This is a genomic window from Pseudomonas fluorescens, from assembly GCF_902498195.1.
In the GTDB taxonomy this organism is placed as follows: domain Bacteria; phylum Pseudomonadota; class Gammaproteobacteria; order Pseudomonadales; family Pseudomonadaceae; genus Aquipseudomonas; species Aquipseudomonas fluorescens_BU.
In genome coordinates, this window is the sequence record NZ_CABVIY010000003.1 from 494,555 (window position 1) to 511,844 (window position 17,290).

The 17,290-nt window shown below is 60.7% G+C and carries 18 protein-coding genes; 8 read left to right on the top strand and 10 right to left on the bottom strand.

Annotation, left to right across the window (positions count from 1 at the left end):
• Positions 1-130: 130 nt before the first annotated feature.
• Both F8N66_RS13175 and F8N66_RS13180 read right to left on the bottom strand, forming a co-directional pair.
• Entirely contained in the window at positions 131-1,198 is a 1,068-nt protein-coding gene (locus F8N66_RS13175; RefSeq protein WP_150770576.1) for an NAD(P)H-dependent flavin oxidoreductase, read from the bottom strand.
• Between the two features lie 102 nt (positions 1,199-1,300).
• Positions 1,301-3,727 carry an autotransporter gene (locus F8N66_RS13180; protein WP_150770577.1) on the bottom strand — a complete coding sequence of 809 codons (2,427 nt, stop codon included), beginning with the start codon at positions 3,725-3,727 and terminating at the stop codon, positions 1,301-1,303.
• 176 nt (positions 3,728-3,903) lie between these two features.
• Here F8N66_RS13180 and F8N66_RS13185 point away from each other — a divergent pair, with 176 nt between their 5' ends.
• On the top strand, positions 3,904-4,887 hold the full coding sequence (locus tag F8N66_RS13185; RefSeq protein WP_150770578.1) for an MDR family oxidoreductase: 984 nt from the start codon (positions 3,904-3,906) through the stop codon (positions 4,885-4,887).
• Positions 4,888-5,016: 129 nt separating this feature from the next.
• Here the strand turns inward: F8N66_RS13185 and ada are convergent, their stop codons facing one another.
• From ada to F8N66_RS13205, 5 genes are all read right to left on the bottom strand, one after another.
• Complete coding sequence (gene ada / locus F8N66_RS13190; RefSeq protein ID WP_150770579.1) at positions 5,017-6,084, bottom strand: bifunctional DNA-binding transcriptional regulator/O6-methylguanine-DNA methyltransferase Ada; 1,068 nt, start codon at positions 6,082-6,084, stop codon at positions 5,017-5,019.
• Positions 6,085-6,171: 87 nt separating this feature from the next.
• Positions 6,172-6,837 carry a DNA oxidative demethylase AlkB gene (alkB, locus tag F8N66_RS13195; protein ID WP_150770580.1) on the bottom strand — a complete coding sequence of 222 codons (666 nt, stop codon included), beginning with the start codon at positions 6,835-6,837 and terminating at the stop codon, positions 6,172-6,174.
• 5 nt (positions 6,838-6,842) lie between these two features.
• Entirely contained in the window at positions 6,843-7,547 is a 705-nt protein-coding gene (locus F8N66_RS13200; RefSeq protein WP_150770581.1) for a 2OG-Fe(II) oxygenase, read from the bottom strand.
• Positions 7,548-7,710: 163 nt separating this feature from the next.
• A complete protein-coding gene (locus F8N66_RS31480) occupies positions 7,711-7,881 on the bottom strand; it encodes a hypothetical protein (protein WP_191622984.1) in 171 nt (56 codons plus the stop codon).
• Positions 7,882-7,923: 42 nt separating this feature from the next.
• A complete protein-coding gene (locus F8N66_RS13205; RefSeq protein ID WP_057400164.1) occupies positions 7,924-8,226 on the bottom strand; it encodes a DUF1883 domain-containing protein in 303 nt (100 codons plus the stop codon).
• Between the two features lie 225 nt (positions 8,227-8,451).
• Between F8N66_RS13205 and F8N66_RS13210 the strand changes: the two genes are divergently transcribed.
• Positions 8,452-8,808 carry a hypothetical protein gene (locus tag F8N66_RS13210; RefSeq protein ID WP_150770582.1) on the top strand — a complete coding sequence of 119 codons (357 nt, stop codon included), beginning with the start codon at positions 8,452-8,454 and terminating at the stop codon, positions 8,806-8,808.
• Between the two features lie 72 nt (positions 8,809-8,880).
• Complete coding sequence (locus tag F8N66_RS13215; protein ID WP_150770583.1) at positions 8,881-9,111, top strand: hypothetical protein; 231 nt, start codon at positions 8,881-8,883, stop codon at positions 9,109-9,111.
• An 11-nt stretch (positions 9,112-9,122) separates the two neighbouring features.
• Here the strand turns inward: F8N66_RS13215 and F8N66_RS13220 are convergent, their stop codons facing one another.
• Entirely contained in the window at positions 9,123-9,404 is a 282-nt protein-coding gene (locus F8N66_RS13220; protein WP_150770584.1) for a hypothetical protein, read from the bottom strand.
• A gap of 139 nt (positions 9,405-9,543) precedes the next feature.
• A complete protein-coding gene (locus F8N66_RS13225; RefSeq protein ID WP_150770585.1) occupies positions 9,544-9,732 on the bottom strand; it encodes a hypothetical protein in 189 nt (62 codons plus the stop codon).
• A 291-nt stretch (positions 9,733-10,023) separates the two neighbouring features.
• On the opposite strand from F8N66_RS13225, the gene galU reads away from it, so the two are divergent.
• Both galU and gorA read left to right on the top strand, forming a co-directional pair.
• Positions 10,024-10,863, top strand: coding sequence for a UTP--glucose-1-phosphate uridylyltransferase GalU (gene galU, locus F8N66_RS13230; protein ID WP_003182953.1), 840 nt, complete (start codon positions 10,024-10,026; stop codon positions 10,861-10,863).
• A 297-nt stretch (positions 10,864-11,160) separates the two neighbouring features.
• The gene (gene gorA / locus F8N66_RS13235; RefSeq protein WP_150770586.1) at positions 11,161-12,519 is read left to right on the top strand and encodes a glutathione-disulfide reductase; all 1,359 of its coding nucleotides are present in this window, start codon (positions 11,161-11,163) and stop codon (positions 12,517-12,519) included.
• Here gorA and F8N66_RS13240 read toward each other — a convergent pair.
• A complete protein-coding gene (locus F8N66_RS13240) occupies positions 12,516-13,532 on the bottom strand; it encodes a DNA-binding protein (protein ID WP_150770587.1) in 1,017 nt (338 codons plus the stop codon). The two genes, gorA and F8N66_RS13240, sit on opposite strands and share 4 nt — an antisense overlap.
• Positions 13,533-13,815: 283 nt before the next feature.
• Here F8N66_RS13240 and F8N66_RS13245 point away from each other — a divergent pair, with 283 nt between their 5' ends.
• From F8N66_RS13245 to ahpF, 3 genes are all read left to right on the top strand, one after another.
• Complete coding sequence (locus tag F8N66_RS13245) at positions 13,816-14,754, top strand: site-specific integrase (protein WP_150770588.1); 939 nt, start codon at positions 13,816-13,818, stop codon at positions 14,752-14,754.
• A gap of 138 nt (positions 14,755-14,892) precedes the next feature.
• Positions 14,893-15,456 (top strand): alkyl hydroperoxide reductase subunit C, encoded by a 564-nt coding sequence (ahpC, locus tag F8N66_RS13250; RefSeq protein ID WP_007975937.1) that lies wholly within the window; start codon positions 14,893-14,895, stop codon positions 15,454-15,456.
• Positions 15,457-15,595: 139 nt separating this feature from the next.
• Positions 15,596-17,158, top strand: a complete 1,563-nt coding sequence (ahpF, locus tag F8N66_RS13255) for an alkyl hydroperoxide reductase subunit F (protein ID WP_150770589.1) — start codon at positions 15,596-15,598, stop codon at positions 17,156-17,158.
• The last annotated feature ends 132 nt before the right edge of the window (positions 17,159-17,290 follow it).

Below are 17,290 nucleotides of genomic sequence, written 5' to 3' on the forward strand. Positions count from 1 at the left end.
CCGTTACAGGCAAATGTGACGAGGGGGTGAATCGCTATGTATTTAAATATATAGCGAAATGCCTTCAAACGGAATGTATTGGATGATCGCGCGTCTCCCCGTAGCAGCCGAACGCAGCCTCCGGCAGCGGCTACGCGGTCCGGGTCAGCTTCGCCAACCCTTCATCCGCCAGTCGCCGGGTCAGTTCAGCGGTCGTCAACTCAACCCCCAACGTAAACGCTTGTCCGGCCCAGAGGTTGCTGAAATCGGCTTCTCCCTTGGCCCGTAACGGCATGAGCGCACCACCGGCCAGCGGGAAGGCCGGTGCCTTAGCGTTCATCGGCCCGAGCTCGCGCATCACCCGATTGAGAATCCCCCGCGCCGGGCGCCCGGTGAACAGGTTGGTCACGGCGGTCTCGCTCTCTCGGGCCGTACGCAGTGCCTGGTGATGGGAGGCGCTGACCCTGGCTTCCGGTGTGAACAAGTAGGCCGTCCCCACCTGCACCGCCGAGGCCCCCAACATGAAAGCCGCCGCCACCCCTCGCGCATCGGCAATGCCGCCGGCGGCAATCACCGGCACTTTCACCGCATCCACCACCTGTGGCACCAGCGCGAAGGTGCCGACCTGACTGCTCAGGTCATCGCTGAGAAACATTCCACGGTGGCCGCCCGCTTCGTAGCCCATGGCGATGATCGCGTCACAACCATGCTGCTCAAGCCAGACCGCCTCTTCGACGGTGGTCGCCGACGACAGCACCTTTGCCCCGGTGGCCTTTACCCGATCCAGCAGGGATTTTTCCGGCAGGCCAAAGTGGAAACTCACGACTTCGGGGCGAAACGCCTCGATGACTTCACAACCGGCGGCATCGAAGGGGGCTCGATTGGACACCGGTGTCGGCGCCTCGAAGTCGACACCCAATTCTCGATAATAGGGTTCCAGCAGGCGCTTCCAGTCTTGCGCGCGTTGCTCATCCACGGGCGGTGGTTGATGACAGAAGAAGTTGACGTTGATCGGGCGCTGGGTGTGCTGGCGGATGGTTTTCAGCTCTTGGCGCAATTGCTCGATGCTGAGCATGGCCGCCGGCATCGAGCCCAGGCCTCCGGCGTTACATGCCGCGATGACCATGGACGAGTGGGTCGCGCCGGCCATGGGGCCCTGGATGATCGGCAGTTCGATCCCGAGCAGGTCGAGGATGCGGGTGTCTGGCCATTGGCTCATTTTGCGAATTCTCCGATGTGGAACCGGGCAGGGGCGGTCGATGGGGTTTTGTAGCAGCATGACTGACCCAAGGCCAGTCATGTTTGGCGCCCGGCTCGCCCGTCAGCGCCGGTGCAGTCCGCCGCCACCGAACGAGCGATTCATCATTTGGGACGAGTTGTGGAAGTTGTTGAAACGGTCGTTACCGAACGAGCGTGCGGTTGAATCCCGGTCCAGATTCTGCACTTGCGTCGCATTGGCCCGGTTCGCACCGCCGACCATCGATTGCCAGCCGTCATCGGTTTTCTTGTAGACGTTGCCATCGTGCCCTGCGTACACGTTGTCGCCGATTTGCGCGGCGCCACTGTTGCGACCGTGCACGCCGCGGTATTGCGTGGTGTCACCGGTATTGGGGTTGTACACGGCGCCCCGGTTGGCGCTGACCTGCGCGCCGGTGCGCGCGTTGCCCGCCGTCACGTGCTGGCCGGCGATCGCCGCGCCACCGGGGCCGACCGCCACGCCACTGCGACCGGCCGCGTAGTTGCCGGTATAGACATTCTGTACGGCGCCGCGCTGGCCGGCCGCCGCGACGCCGGTGCGCGAGTTGTAGGAGGCGCCGACCTGGCCAGCCCAGCGGTTGCCGGTCCAGGCGTTGTAACCGGCGCCGTAGCGACTGTCCGAGGCGCGATCGCCCCACTGACGATAAATATTGCCCGTGGTGCCGGCCCAGCCACCGGGCCCCCAGGCCACCGCGCCGCCGTGATAGCCGTAGGCGACACCGCCCCAGGGCATCGGCGCGGGATACAGGTGCGGGCCCCAGGCATAACCCCATCCATAATTGCCCCACCAGGGGTAAGCGCCCCAACCCCAACCAACTGCCACGGTACTGCCGCCCCAGCTCCATCCAAAACCGAAGCCAAACGTCCAGCCGGTCCATGGCGTATAGCGGATTGCCACGCCGAATCCATAGGTCACCGGCGGCCCGTACCAGACGCTGCCGATCCACGGTGTGTAGGGATAACCGGTGCCGTACACCACCACGCCGCTGACGGGGTCTACGGTGGAGCCCTGATAACCCGGCGTATAACCCACAACCACGGTATCGCCACTGGCCGAATAGACTTTGACGTAGGTGATGTAGTGCATTGGCGAACTTGGTGGAATCGAGTAAATCACCGCAGGCACGGTGGTCGCGACCGACCAGGGACCCTGCACCGAGGTGGCCACGAACCAGACACCGTTTTCGACCGCGTACCAGCTTTGCGGGTCAACCCGGATGATCGGCGTCGGGCTGTTCACCACGTATGCCAAGGGCGTGTCACTGATGGCCTTGAATTGCGGTTCGCCGTCGAATGCCGGCGGCGTCATCTTGAGTTGGCTTTTCTTGACGGCCGAGGTCTGTGGGATGGAGGCGGCAATCGCGGCTTCTTTCGCTTGAGGCGTACCGGCGACCGAGGCCTTGACGTTTTCTTTGGCACTGTCGTCGGGAATGTTGGCAAAGTCCGCCGGCAATTTATCGGCCGGCACGAAGCTCCATGGCCCTTGCATGTCCTGGGCGCGGAACCAGCGTCCGGAGATCAGCAGATAGCTGTCCTGGTCGCCGATCTCCTTGAAAATGTGCCCGGTGGTGTTGGTCACGTAGAGCAGTTGGGTGCCCTGGATCGGCAGCCATTGCGCGGCGCCGTCCGTGACGATCAGTTCCGTCGGCGCCGTGGCGATATGAATCTGTGGCACCGGAGGTTTGGTCAGTGACGGAATCTGGTCCTTCGGATCGCTCTGGCCAGTCAGCAGGTCGACCTGGCGGCCCTGGATGGCGGCATTTTTGGCTTTTTCCAGTTCAGCCGACGGTGAGGGCAGCGGCGCATAGGGCCCGCTCAACCCATCCGCTACCATCCAGCCATCAAACACGTGCAGGTAGTGTTTGCCCTGGGCGTCCTTGAGCAGCAGCGGCCGGGTATTGATGACTCGTTGCAATGCAGTGCTCTCGACCGGGCGATAGGCCGGCTCGCCATCGATGTACACCAGCATTGCAGGCACTTCGGACGTGATGATGGTCGGCGGGGTGTTTTCGATCGGCTCGCGGCTGGATTGCCGCTCGGCGGCGATCGCGCCCACGGCAGCCTCGAGTTGATCCAGGGGAATCATCTTCGTGCGATTCGCCGCATCCTTTTTCAATGTGGCGATCCAGCTGTCGGCCTTTGCCGCGCTTGAAGGGAAATCGGCTTTGGTCAGGGTGTATTGATCGAGCGCGACCCAGCGGGTTGCCTTGTCGACCAGCGTATGGGCGCTGAACTGCACGATGCCGTAGGTGGACTTGCCATCCGCCGCCGTGGCTTCGACCGCTGCCCGTCCCTGCAGGGTGTAGCCGTCCCAACTGTCGAGTTGCGGTTGATAGAGGGTCAGCCGGGTGTCGCCGCTGGTCAGCACCTGGGGCCAGCCTGGGCTATCAGGGGCAGGTGCAGTGGCGGTTTGGGCCGGCGCGGCCTCAACGTTCGTGAACACCAGCAGACAGAGCATCAGCCAAGCGGTTAGCGAGCGTAGGTGAGGCATAGTCAACTCCATCGACAGGACAGGGCTTGCAGCTTTCAGCGCCGCGAAAAAAGCATAGCCGTCGGCGATGGAAAAACCCGGCGGTGCGCTGAATTGGCTTAAAGTCGAGTACGGTATTTTTTTGCGATGTGGTATTTAATTCCGATCACAACAGGTGAACCCACCAGGAGGCAGTCATGTTCCAAGGCATCTTGATCGACAAAGACGACAGCGGTTACCGCGCCACACTGCAAGAGATCAGTGACGATCAACTGCCCGAAGGCGATGTGACAGTCCGTGTGGCCTACAGCACGTTAAATTTCAAGGATGGCCTGGCGATCACCGGCAGCAGCCCGGTGGTGCGAAAATTCCCGATGGTGCCGGGTATTGATCTGGCGGGGACTGTCGAAGTCAGTGGGCATCCGGACTACAAGGTCGGTGACAAAGTCCTGCTCAACGGCTGGGGCGTGGGCGAAGGGCATTGGGGTGGCCTGGCGCAAAAAGCACGGCTCAATGGGGATTGGCTGATTGCGCTACCCCCGGCCTTTACCGCCGCGCAAGCCATGGCCATCGGCACTGCCGGTTACACAGCGATGCTGAGTATCCTGGCGCTGGAACATAACGGAGTGACACCCGGGCAGGGCGAGGTATTGGTCACGGGCGCCAACGGCGGCGTGGGCAGTTTCGCCATCGCGCTGCTGAGCAGGCTGGGTTACCGGGTGGTCGCGTCCACCGGTCGCACCTCGGAGCACGACTACCTCAAGCAACTGGGCGCCAGCGACATCATTGATCGCGCCACGCTGTCCGAGCCGGGCAAGCCCCTGGCCAAGGAGCGCTGGGCGGCGGTTATCGATTCGGTGGGCAGCCACACCCTGGCCAACGCCTGTGCCAGCACCCGGGCCAATGGCACCGTTGCTGCTTGTGGCCTGGCCCAAGGCATGGATTTTCCGGCCTCCGTCGCCCCCTTCATCCTGCGCGGCGTAACCCTGGCCGGCATCAACAGCGTGACGCAACCCAAGGCCAAGCGCGTGGAGGCCTGGGCGCGACTGGCGCAGGACCTGGATTTCAACCTGCTGCCATTGATCAGCCATGAAATCGGCTTGAGCGAAGCCATCGAGGCGGCACCGCGCCTGCTGGCCGGACAATTGCGCGGGCGGGTGGTGGTGGATGTGAATCGCTGATTGAACACAAAACCCCTGTAGGAGCGAGCATGCTCGCGATGGTCGCGATGGTCGCCAGCGCACCGCGTTCATCCGGCAAGCACGCGTCATCGTTGGCGACCATCGCGAATGTGCTCGCTCCTGTAAGGGCTATGTGTGGCTTTCCCGATCCAGCAACTGCCGCTTGCGCTCCACCCCCCAGCGATACCCCGACAGATTGCCATCGCTGCGCACCACGCGGTGGCAGGGGATTGCCACGGCCAGGCTGTTCGCACCGCAGGCCTGTGCCACGGCGCGGACGGCTTTCGGGCAGCCGATGCGCCGGGCGATATCGGCATAGCTGGCGGTGCTGCCGGCGGGAATCTCCCGCAAGGCTTGCCAGACCCGTTCCTGAAACGCCGTACCCCGTACATCCAGTGGCAAGTCCAGGCCCAGGGCCGGGGCTTCGATAAAGCCGACGACCCGGGCGATCAACTGTTCGAAGCCTCGATCGGCGCCAATCAGATTGGCCCGGCGAAACCTGTCCTGCAGGTCACAGACCAATTGCTGCGGATCATCACCCAACAGGATCGCGCACACCCCGCGTTCGCTCTGCGCCACCAGGATTGCCCCGAGCGAGCACTGGCCAACCGCAAAACGGATGTCGTTGTTCTGGCCGGCGGCGCGGTAATCGGCCGGTTTCATGCCCAGGACCTGATCCGCCGCTTCATAGAAACGACTGTTGGAGTTGAAGCCGGCATCGTACAAGGCGTCGGTGACCGAACGGCCATCCGCCAGCCGTTCGCGCACCCGGCGTGATCGATGGGCCGCGGCGTAACCCCTGGGCGTCAGGCCGGTCACCGCCTTGAACACCCGGTGGAAGTGAAAGCTGCTCAGCCCCGCGACACGGGCCAGTTCGTTCAGCGCGGGCAGGGCTTCGGCGGCTTCGATCTGCCGGCACGCGGCGGCCACGGTGGCGGCATGTCGGGCGGCAAGCTCGGTTTGATCCTTGGCCGCGCGTTTGCTCGGACGGTAGCCTGCGGCTTGCGCCAGTTCGGCGGTGTCGAAGAACTCGACATTCTGCGGTTTCGGCAAGCGCGCCAGGCTGCTGGGATTGCAGTAGACCCCGGTGGTCTTCACCGCGTACACAAACTGCCCGTCCGCCTGTGGATCGCGGGCGACCACAGCGGCCCAGCGGGGATCGTGTTCGGTGGTGATGGTTGTCGATTGGCTTGTCATGGCTTTACATCCTTTGACCCGTTTCCCGCAGATTAACCACCTGCCCATGCCCCCACACTCCGGCGCTTGCGATCAAACTCCGGGGCGTCATCCGGCGCGTCGAAACGTGAAGTTGATCCGTTGTTCGCCGAGGCGCGGGTGCTGGCCGTCCTTGATCGGCAGGACCCCGTGATAACGCAGGCGATCCACACCGCCCCAGACCACGATGTCGCCATGCAGCAACGGCACTCGCTGGCTTTTATCGCTGCGGGCGAAGCCGCCGAACAGGAACATCGCCGGCAACCCCAGCGACACCGACACAATAGGCGCCGCATAGGACTTTTCGTCCTTGTCCTGATGCAATGACATTTTCGCCCCCGGGACATAGCGGTTGATCAGGCAGGAATCCGGGATAAACCCGGTAAAGCCCGCTGCTTGAGCCGCTGCTTGCGCCAGCTTGAAAAATATATCGGGCATGGGCGGCCAGGGCAGGTCGCTCTGCGGATCGTTGCGGGTGTAGCGATAGCCGTTGCGGTCGGTGGTCCAGCCCCAGGTCCCGCAACTGCTCAGGGCGACCGACATGGTAAAACCGCCAGGGGTGACCATTTGCCGAAACGGCGCCGCCGCCAGCACGGCCTCCAGCGCCGGCAGCAAGCGCTCCAGCCAGGGCAGGGCAAAGCCTCTCAAGACAAAGGATTGCTCGCCGATCCGATCGCGCCGGGCTTGCTGCTCGGGCTCTGCATCGGCGAACAAATCAAGGGTAGTGGGGCTCATGGGGTTCAGGACGCGTCGTGAAAGATAATGCCAAGGGTATGCCGTTTTCCGCTGTGCAGGCGACTGACGCCGTGGCGCAGGGTCACCCGGTAGAAACCCCGTGCGCCCTGGACCGGGCGCTGGTTGACCGCAAAGATCACCGCATCCCCTTTTTTCAGGTCGACGACCTGCGGGCGTGACTGCATGCGCGGGCGCTGCTCGGTCATCACAAACTCGCCACCGGTGAAATCTTCACCCGGTTCTGACAGAAGAATCGCCACTTGTAATGGAAACACCTGTTCGCCGTACAGATCCTGATGCAGGCAGTTGTAGTCCTGCGGCCCGTATTGCAGCAACAAGGGCGTCGGACGTAGCTGACCAGCGGCATGACAACGGTCGAGGAAGGCTTCATGGCTTGGCGGGAAACGGCTCGGCAGCCCCATCTGCTCATGCCAGCGATTGGCAATCGGGATAAGTCGCGGGTAGAGCGCGCTGCGCAGGCGAGCCACCAGCCGCGGCAGCGGGTAGCTGAAATATTTGTACTCGCCACGACCGAAACCGTGACGGGCCATGATCACGTGCGAACGAAAGGGCTCGGCGCGGGGGTACAAGGCGCTGAGTTCGTCACAGGCCTTGTGGCTCAACAGCGACGGGATGACGGCGCAGCCATCCTGGTCGAGTTGCTGTTCCAGCATCGCCCAATCGAGTTGGTCCAGGTAGCGCTCGCTCATTGGCAGGCCTCGCCATGGCGTGCTGTCAATGAACAATGGATAAAGCGGGTGCAACCGGTGGACATCGCGCTGACTCCTTGACCCAAGGGTGAAGTGGCCAGTGTGGAACGCGCCGAACATGCAAACACTCCGGCGCTTGCGGTCAAATTCCGCCGTCGGGGCGTTACAGGGCCTTGCTGACGCTGATCTCGCTGATCACGTCTTCGCCCTGGCCATGCAGGGCGTCGAGCGCAGCCTTGGCTTCGGCTTCGGTGCCGTTTTCCAGCTGGGCGAATTCGAAGCGGCGTTCGCCGTTGAGTTTGTACTTGATGACGTATTTGGTCGTCTGGGCCACGGTCTACCTTCCTGACAGTGTGTTTACGAGCGGGAGCGTCACTCAGCTGAGTTTCGAGCTGGAGCGGCGGATAATCTTGATCGAGTGGGTCAGGGTCGGCTTGCGGGTGACGCTGATCGCCCGGCGATTGACGGTGTCGATGGTGATGTTCCAGAAACCGGTACTCGGCGCCGTGATGCGGGCCGGGAAGGTGTCGAATGCGCCACCGTGGTAAGTATGGCGGCCACCATTTTTGAAGCTGCGGAAGTTCGCGTCGTTCATCAAACGGATGTTGCACATCTGCGAGCATTGAATGACGACAATGTCGTCTTCGTTGAGGTGCTCGCGCTGGTGAATAAATTTCATGGGCGCCTCCAGAAGGGCTTTTTCTACCAAATCAAAACGATAGCAATGGGTCGATGGGGCGCAGTTTATCAGCCCGCACGCCTTAATATCCGGCTGTCGAGGCCCGCTTTGACAATTTAAAGCGCTTATTGGGCGTTTGGTGAGGATTAAAAGCTGGCTTTAATGCACTGCACCCGGAGAAAAACCGCATCCTTGCTGTCGGAGGGTCTTTATCGGAGGTTTCGTATGAAGTGGGGTGTGTGGGTCTTGCCATTGGCGTTGGCGACAAGTGGTTGCGCAAGTGTCTCGGAGATCAACGAGACGTTGCCCACCATGAACGTGATTTCAGGCAAGAAACCCCTTGAGTACGCGCAATGCCTGAGCGAAAAACTCGCCGACAGCCGTGGCGCCTTGCAAATCGAGCCACAGAAAAACGGCGTGCGGGTGATCGTGCCGCAGAAATTGTCATCCGGGCCGGCCGCGGTGTTCGACATTGAAGAACGCTCCGGTGGCAGCGGCATCAAGCTCCATGAACGCATCTCCAATGTGCCGGTGCGTCCCCGTGATGTACGCAATGCCGCGACCGCGTGCATTTCCGGCTGATAGACTACCCGCATTCAACACCCATGCCGTCAAAGTGCTGCTTTGGCGGCATTGTCATTTCTGGAGTGGGGCATGAAGCGAGAGCGGGTACGGGAGCGGCACGCAGAGGGGCTTATCTGTGCCACCCATGTGATTCAGAACCCGGCGAATCCGGGGGAATGGATCGTGTTTTTCAAGAAGAGCGCCGGACGCAGTTTTTTCCTGGTGGATGACCACGATGAAGTGGAATCCTTCGCGCGCCTGGACGACCTGATCGAAACCGTGCGCGGCCTGGGCATCAAGTTCGCCGAAATCCACATGTAGGGCAGGGCGCCTTACTTGCAGACCACCACCACGCTGCGGTTCTTGTAGTTGCCGACGTCAACGCCCAGGGTCTTGTCGCTTTCCTTGGGCGCCGGGGTGCCATCGGTACCCACGATGCGGTAGCCGGTGCCGGCGCAGGAGGCGTCGGCCTTTTCATAGCAGCTCGCCCATGAATTGGCTTCCCCGGAGCAATCGATGGCCAGGCCCTGTTCGCCATTATTCAGGTAGGTGGTTTCGGATGTTGCACAGCCACTCAGGGCCAATATCGCGATCAATGGCAAAAATTTCGTCATGGGTAGGTCGTCGTCATAGGGGTGGGCAAAGGCTGTGACAGCGCCAGATGCAAAAGGTTATAGCTAAAGGCCACTTCCGTTGCACGAACACCAAAAAAGCCCTGCGCAAGGGCAGGGCTGTGAACACGCAGGCTTGTGATCAGGTCTTGTCCTTGCCGCGTCGCTTGGGCTCCGGGTGCTCCAGCTCCAGCACCGATGCCACTTCAATCGCCATGGCTTCAGTCGGAAAAGGTCCGACGATATTCTCGCCAGCCGCGTTGCCTATCCACCATTGGCCGTCTTTCGCCTTGTTGATCAGGTACCCGTTGACGCTTTTTGCTGCCGACATCTATCTGCCTCGTTGGCTGGTTCAAGTGCGCCATGATAGCGCCAAATGCACGCAACGGGTGTCCATGGGTGTAGGGTGGTGCGATTGTCGATCGGTTGACAATGCGTGCAAAGCTGCCGGTCTCTGCTATGACTAACAGGCTGCTGAAGGATGAACACACCGCTTGCGGAACTATCCGCAAGAATATTTCTCTATGATGGCATCGGTTAGCCAGCGCGGGGCATTGTAAGGTGCACGCCGCCTGATTAGACTGCGCCGAAACTCGTACACACAGCCCTTTCAAGGACTTATATGATCAAGAAATGCTTGTTCCCAGCAGCCGGTTACGGTACTCGCTTCCTGCCAGCGACTAAAGCCATGCCCAAAGAAATGCTGCCGGTGGTAAACAAGCCACTGATCCAGTACGGCGTCGAAGAAGCACTGGATGCCGGTTTGACCGAAATCTCCATCGTCACCGGTCGCGGCAAGCGCGCCCTGGAAGACCACTTCGACATCAGCTACGAGCTGGAAAACCAGATCAAGGGTACTGACAAGGAGAAATACCTGGTCGGTATTCGCAAACTGCTGGACGAGTGCTCGTTCTCCTACACCCGCCAGACCGAAATGAAAGGCCTGGGCCACGCGATCCTGACCGGCCGTCCTCTGATCGGCGACGAACCCTTCGCCGTGGTACTCGCGGACGACCTGTGCGTCAACCTCGAAGGCGACGGCGTTCTGACCCAGATGGTCAAGCTGTACAAGCAGTTCCGCTGCTCGATCGTGGCCATCCAGGAAGTCGACCCGCAGGAAACCAACAAGTATGGCGTGATCGCTGGCGAGATGATCCGCGACGACATCTACCGCGTGCACAGCATGGTTGAAAAACCAAAACCGGAAGATGCTCCGTCGAACCTGGCCATCATCGGTCGCTACATCCTGACCCCGGACATCTTCGACCTGATCGAACAAACCGAGCCAGGCAAGGGCGGTGAAATCCAGATCACCGACGCCCTGATGAAGCAGGCCCAGAACGGCTGTGTGATGGCGTACAAGTTCAAGGGCAAGCGTTTCGACTGCGGTGGTGCCGAGGGTTATATCGACGCGACCAACTTCTGCTTTGAGAACTTCTATAAGACGGGCAAGGCGTACTGATAGGCGCTGAGCTGGAAGTGTCGAGGGCCGGCTGACTCCGAAAAGAACAGCGGTTGTCTCAATGAAACGCCCCGACCTCTCGGGGCGTTTTTTTTGCCTGGAATTTATGATCGGAAGGCCGAGGCGCCGGTACCTGGTTTTAATAGGGTGAGACCTGCACCCGGCCTCGTGCTGGCGCATACGGCGAGATCCGCGATACGGCCTATCGAAATCTGGGGTGTCTCAGGGCGGGGTGTTCAAAGTGCTTGCCCGGCAACCTCCCACGGGTATGCTGTCCACCTGCCGAGGAGATAGACAATGGCCTACGATTTTGACCTTTATGTGATTGGCGCCGGTTCCGGCGGTGTGCGGGCGGCGCGGTTTGCGGCTGGTTTCGGTGCGAAAGTGGCCGTGGCCGAGAGTCGCTATCTGGGCGGCACCTGTGTCAACGTCGGCTGTGTGCCGAAGAAGCTGCTGGTCTACGGCGCGCACTTCGCCGAGGACTTCGAGCAGGCATCGGGTTTCGGCTGGAGCCTGGATGAGGTGCAGTTCGACTGGGCGACGCTGATCGCCAACAAGGACCGCGAGATCAATCGCCTCAACGGCATTTATCGCAACCTGCTGGTCAACAGTGGTGTGACGTTGCATGAAGGTCACGCCAAGCTCGTCGATCCTCATACGGTGGAGATCAATGGCGAGCGCCATACCGCCAAAAACATCCTGATCGCCACGGGTGGCTGGCCACAGATCCCGGACATTCCGGGGCACGAACACGCGATCAGTTCCAATCAGGCGTTCTTCCTCAAAGAGCTGCCCAAGCGTGTGCTGGTGGTAGGCGGCGGTTACATCGCCGTCGAATTTGCCGGGATTTTCCACGGCCTGGGCGCCAACACCACTTTGCTGTATCGCGGAGAGTTGTTCCTGCGCGGCTTCGACGGAGCCGTGCGCAAGCATTTGCAGGAGGAGCTGACCAAGCGTGGCATGGACCTGCAATTCAACGCCGACATCGAGCGTATCGACAAGCAGGCCGATGGCAGCCTTGAGGTCACGCTCAAGGATGGTCGTCAGCTGGAGGCCGATTGCGTGTTCTACGCCACGGGCCGGCGTCCGATGCTGGACAATCTCGGGTTGGAAAACACTGGGGTGAAGCTCGACAAGAAGGGTTTCGTCGAGGTCGATGATCAGTATCAAACCGCCGAGCCGTCGATCCTGGCCCTTGGCGATGTGATTGGGCGCGTCCAGCTGACGCCAGTAGCGCTGGCCGAAGGCATGGCGGTGGCGCGGCGTCTGTTCAAGCCTGAGCAGTATCGCCCGGTGGACTACAAAATGATCCCGACGGCGGTGTTCAGCCTGCCGACCATCGGCACGGTCGGTCTCACCGAAGAAGAAGCGCGCGACGCCGGGCATGAGGTGGTGATCTTCGAAAGCCGTTTCCGGCCGATGAAGCTGACCCTCACCGAGTGCCAGGAGCGCACGCTGATGAAGCTGGTGGTGGACGCCAAGACCGACAAGGTCCTGGGTTGCCACATGGTCGGGCCGGAAGCCGGTGAAATCGTCCAGGGCCTGGCCATCGCCTTGAAGGCGGGGGCCACCAAGCGCCACTTCGACGAAACCATCGGCGTACACCCGACGGCCGCCGAAGAGTTCGTCACCATGCGGACCCCGGTCGCCGGTTAAGCGTTCTTCGTGGCGTCTGGCGCTGTCGCAAGGGCAGCCGCCAGGCGCACGCTCTCTTCTTCAAGGTCCGTCCGGGTCTTGGCCAGCATGATTTCCAGCGACTTGTTGATCTGCGACTGTTCGTCGACATTCTGTTTGAGCGACTGGCTTTCCAGCAGGGCGACGCGCAAGCGTTCCTGGAGGAGGGTGCGTTCGCTATCGACGCGGGTGGCTTGCTCCAGCAGTTGATCCTGACGGCTGTTGCTCTGCTTGAGTTGTTCGTGCAGTGAACTCAGCTCGCGCAGCGTGCCGCGGTTTTCGGTCAGCAAGCGCTCGTTGTCGCGGTGCAGCTGGGTGATTTCATCCTGGCGCACCAATGCGCTTTGCTGCGCCTGACGCAGTTCCATCTGCAGCTGTTGCACCTGGCCTTCATGGCGACTTTGCTCCTGCTCGCGCTGCTCCTTGACGGCGTTGCGGTAGTGTTCGAGCGCGTCGCGAGCATGCAGGTGCTTCTCTTCCAGCGAACGGATCTGTTCATCCTTGTCCTGCAAGCGCAACTCGAAATCGGCCAGCGCCTGGTTCAGTCCGGCGTTGCGGGTCTGTTCGGCCTGCAACAGGGTGCGGGTTTCTTGCAGCGCCTCCGAGTCCTGGGTCAGGGCCAGGCTCTGAATCTCATATTGCTGGTTCAGCTCGACGTTGGCTTCTTGCGCTTGTTCCAGCTCGGTTTCCAGCGCTTTGCGTTGCGACTCGAACTGTTCGCGGGCTTGGTCAATCGGTGCTTGCGCCTGTTCCTTGAGGCGTTGCGCCAGTCGCGAAACCAGGGCCAGCAACTCGTCGTCGATGGGCTCGGACGGTTCGGTTTCGGTGGGTTGAGCGTCGCTACCCAATTCCTTCAGATAACGATGAATCGTGGTTTTCGAGCCGGTATTGCCCATTTCGATCCGTATGGCATCAATGCTGGGGTTTTCTCCGCGGGCGAGGATCGCCAACCGCGCCGCTTGCACTACTGCCTTATTTACACCGCCACGGGCCATGACTACTCCTGCATTTTCGTGATGTGGTACGTACTACGTAAAAACACATTGTACCATCGAAATAAAATTGTTACATGCAGCTTGTTTATGACACGGGATATACTGGTATTACCCCGTGTCAGAGCCATTCCAATGCCTTCCTCGCCCATCTGCCGTACACAACCCTCCTGTTGTAGGAGCGAGCACGCTCGCGAAAAATCTGAGAGCGCCGCGGGGTATCTGTCAGCCAGCGTTATCGTTCACACCCATCGCGAGCATGCTCGCTCCTACAGGGGAGATTGTGATGAGTGAGCTGGACCGTTACCTGCAAGCCGCCACGCGCGACAACACCCGTCGCAGCTATCGAGCGGCCATTGAGCATTTCGAAGTGTCCTGGGGCGGCTTCCTGCCGGCCACGGGTGACAGCGTGGCGCGCTATCTGGTTGCCCATGCGGGTGTGCTGTCGATCAATACCTTGAAGCTGCGGTTGTCGGCGCTGGCGCAGTGGCACAACAGTCAGGGCTTCGCCGACCCGACCAAGGCGCCGGTGGTGCGCAAGGTGTTCAAGGGCATTCGCGCGCTGCATCCGGTCCGGGAAAAACAGGCCGAACCGTTGCAGCTTCAGCACCTGGAACAAGTGACTGACTGGCTGGAACAAGAAGCACAGACCGCCCTGGCTCAAGGTGATCGTCAAGGATTGCTGCGTGCGAGGCGCGACATGGCGCTGATCCTGCTGGGTTTCTGGCGTGGTTTTCGCAGTGACGAACTGTGTCGCTTACAGGTCGAGCATGTGCAAGCCACGGCCGGCTCCGGTATCACCCTGTATCTGCCGCGCAGCAAGAGTGACCGTGAAAACCTTGGCAAGACTTATCAGACCCCGGCGCTACAGCGGTTATGCCCGGTGCAGGCCTATATCGCCTGGCTCGGCGAAGCCGCTCTGGTGCGAGGGCCGGTTTTTCGCGGCATTGATCGCTGGGGCAACCTGGGCGAAGAAGGCCTGCACGCCAACAGCGTGATTCCCTTGTTGCGCCAGGCGCTGGAGCGGGCAGGGATCGCGGCCGAGCTCTACACCAGTCACTCCCTGCGCCGCGGGTTTGCCACCTGGGCGCATCAGAGCGGTTGGGACCTGAAGTCATTAATGAGCTATGTGGGCTGGAAAGACATGAAGTCGGCCATGCGCTACATCGAGGCCAGCCCGTTCCAGGGCATGGCTCGCCTGCCGGAAAAACCGCTGGCACCGTAAATTCAATTTTCTTCTATTAATACCCATGGCTAATAGCGAAAGCCAATCAGCAGCATCAGGTTTGCCAATGAGCCATCCGTCCGTCGAGTGGGTAAAGTTCACTCCATCAACTTCACAACCCCTGACGGAGAGTCATCGATGCCTATCATCAACAGCCAAGTAAAACCGTTCAAAGCTGACGCATTCAAAAACGGCGACTTCGTAAAAGTCTCGGACGCTGACCTGAAAGGCAAGTGGTCGGTCGTATTCTTCTACCCAGCTGACTTCACGTTCGTTTGCCCAACCGAGCTGGAAGACCTGGCTGACAACTACGACGCCTTCCAGAAGCTGGGCGTCGAAATCTACAGCGTTTCCACCGACACTCATTTCGCTCACGCAGCCTGGCACAACACTTCGCCAGCCATCGGCAAAATCCAGTACACCATGATTGGCGACCCGACCCACGCCATCTCCCGCAACTTCGACGTGCTGATCGAAGAAGCTGGCCTGGCTGACCGTGGCACCTTCGTGATCAACCCTGAAGGCCAAATCAAGATCGTCGAGCTGAACGACGGTGGTGTAGGTCGTGACGCTTCCGAGCTGCTGCGCAAAATCAAGGCTGCTCAATACGTTGCTGCCCACCCAGGCCAGGTTTGCCCAGCCAAGTGGAAAGAAGGCGAGGCCACGCTGGCTCCGTCCCTGGACCTGGTCGGCAAGATCTAAGTCTGTGACGCGTAACCCAGGGCGGAACTCCGCACCTACTCAGTAAGCTGCACCGCCCAACAGAAAAGCCCGGGCGAGATTCGCTCGGGCTTTTTTTCGCCTCAGGCTTTTGTTTCAAAAAATTAAGGAAATCGCCCGTATGTTGGACACCAATCTTAAAGCCCAGTTGAAATCGTACCTGGAACGGGTCACCCAGCCGATCGAGATCGTTGCCTCCCTCGACGACGGTGCGAAATCCCGTGAAATGCTTGAACTGCTGAAAGACGTAGCCAGTCTTTCCACCCAGATTACTTTGCTCGACAACGGTGACGATGCACGCAAGCCATCGTTCTCGATCAATCGCCCCGGCGCGGATATCAGCCTGCGTTTCGCCGGCATCCCGATGGGCCACGAATTCACCTCGTTGGTGCTGGCCTTGCTGCAAGTCGGCGGTCACCCCTCGAAGGCCAGTGTCGAAGTCATTGAACAAATCCGTTCGCTCAAGGGCGAGTTCAACTTCGAGACTTACTTCTCGCTGTCCTGCCAGAACTGTCCGGACGTGGTCCAGGCGCTGAACCTGATGGCCGTGCTGAACCCCAACATCCGCCACGTCGCCATCGATGGCGCGCTGTTCCAGGCGGAAGTCGATGAGCGCCAGATCATGGCGGTGCCGAGCATCTACTTGAACGGTGTGAACTTCGGTCAGGGCCGCATGGGCCTGGAAGAAATCATCGCCAAAATCGACACCAGCGGCATCGAGCGCCAGGCCGAGAAAATCAGCGCGAAAGAAGCCTTTGACGTGCTAGTGGTCGGCGGCGGCCCGGCCGGTGCGTCGGCGGCGATCTACGCGGCTCGTAAAGGCATCCGCACCGGTGTCGTGGCCGAGCGTTTTGGTGGCCAGGTGCTGGACACCATGGCCATCGAGAACTTCATCTCGGTCCAGGAGACCGAAGGCCCGAAACTGGCCGTGGCCCTGGAAGAGCACGTCAAGCAGTACGACGTTGACATCATGAACCTGCAACGTGCCGACAAGCTGGTGCCCGGCGCGAACGGCGAGCTGCATGAAATCCACTTCGCCAGCGGCGCGAAGCTCAAGGCAAAAACCGTGATCCTGGCAACTGGCGCGCGGTGGCGCGAAATGAACGTGCCGGGCGAGCAGCAATACCGCAACAAGGGCGTGGCGTACTGCCCGCACTGCGACGGGCCACTGTTCAAGGGCAAGCGCGTGGCGGTGATTGGCGGCGGCAATTCCGGCGTCGAAGCGGCCATCGACCTGGCCGGTATCGTGTCCCACGTGACGCTGCTGGAATTCGATGTGCAACTGCGCGCCGACGCGGTATTGCAGCGCAAGCTGCACAGCCTGCCGAATGTCACCGTGATCACCAGCGCGCAAACCACCGAGGTGACCGGCGATGGCCAGAAGGTCAACGGCCTGCGCTACAAGGACCGTCAGACCGACGAGTTACGCAGCGTGGAGCTTGAGGGAATCTTTGTGCAAATCGGTCTGTTGCCCAACACCGATTGGCTCAAAGGCACCATCGAGTTGTCGCCGCGTGGCGAGATCATTGTCGATGCCCGTGGTGAAACCTCGGCACCGGGTGTGTTCGCCGCCGGCGATGTGACCACCGTGCCCTACAAGCAGATAGTGATCGCGGTGGGCGAGGGCGCCAAGGCTTCCCTGAGTGCCTTCGATCACCTGATCCGCACTTCGGCTCCGGCATAATCGCTGACGCTGAAAACACAAAACCCCATGAGCGATCATGGGGTTTTTTGTGTCGGCTTTAAAAGATCGCAGCCTGCGGCAGCTCCTACAGTTCCGAGCCGAGCTTTGCTTTTGTAGGAGCTGGCGAAGCCT

Excerpts from the sequence above, each read along its gene's own strand:
- F8N66_RS13175 (WP_150770576.1), bottom strand. The coding sequence starts at position 1,198 with ATGAGCCAATGGCCAGACACCCGCATCCTCGACCTGCTCGGGATCGAA.
- F8N66_RS13180 (WP_150770577.1), bottom strand. The coding sequence starts at position 3,727 with ATGCCTCACCTACGCTCGCTAACCGCTTGGCTGATGCTCTGTCTGCTG.
- F8N66_RS13185 (WP_150770578.1), top strand. The coding sequence starts at position 3,904 with ATGTTCCAAGGCATCTTGATCGACAAAGACGACAGCGGTTACCGCGCC.
- ada (WP_150770579.1), bottom strand. The coding sequence starts at position 6,084 with ATGACAAGCCAATCGACAACCATCACCACCGAACACGATCCCCGCTGG.
- alkB (WP_150770580.1), bottom strand. The coding sequence starts at position 6,837 with ATGAGCCCCACTACCCTTGATTTGTTCGCCGATGCAGAGCCCGAGCAG.
- F8N66_RS13200 (WP_150770581.1), bottom strand. The coding sequence starts at position 7,547 with ATGAGCGAGCGCTACCTGGACCAACTCGATTGGGCGATGCTGGAACAG.
- F8N66_RS13205 (WP_057400164.1), bottom strand. The coding sequence starts at position 8,226 with ATGAAATTTATTCACCAGCGCGAGCACCTCAACGAAGACGACATTGTC.
- F8N66_RS13210 (WP_150770582.1), top strand. The coding sequence starts at position 8,452 with ATGAAGTGGGGTGTGTGGGTCTTGCCATTGGCGTTGGCGACAAGTGGT.
- F8N66_RS13215 (WP_150770583.1), top strand. The coding sequence starts at position 8,881 with ATGAAGCGAGAGCGGGTACGGGAGCGGCACGCAGAGGGGCTTATCTGT.
- F8N66_RS13220 (WP_150770584.1), bottom strand. The coding sequence starts at position 9,404 with ATGACGAAATTTTTGCCATTGATCGCGATATTGGCCCTGAGTGGCTGT.
- F8N66_RS13225 (WP_150770585.1), bottom strand. The coding sequence starts at position 9,732 with ATGTCGGCAGCAAAAAGCGTCAACGGGTACCTGATCAACAAGGCGAAA.
- galU (WP_003182953.1), top strand. The coding sequence starts at position 10,024 with ATGATCAAGAAATGCTTGTTCCCAGCAGCCGGTTACGGTACTCGCTTC.
- gorA (WP_150770586.1), top strand. The coding sequence starts at position 11,161 with ATGGCCTACGATTTTGACCTTTATGTGATTGGCGCCGGTTCCGGCGGT.
- F8N66_RS13240 (WP_150770587.1), bottom strand. The coding sequence starts at position 13,532 with ATGGCCCGTGGCGGTGTAAATAAGGCAGTAGTGCAAGCGGCGCGGTTG.
- F8N66_RS13245 (WP_150770588.1), top strand. The coding sequence starts at position 13,816 with ATGAGTGAGCTGGACCGTTACCTGCAAGCCGCCACGCGCGACAACACC.
- ahpC (WP_007975937.1), top strand. The coding sequence starts at position 14,893 with ATGCCTATCATCAACAGCCAAGTAAAACCGTTCAAAGCTGACGCATTC.
- ahpF (WP_150770589.1), top strand. The coding sequence starts at position 15,596 with ATGTTGGACACCAATCTTAAAGCCCAGTTGAAATCGTACCTGGAACGG.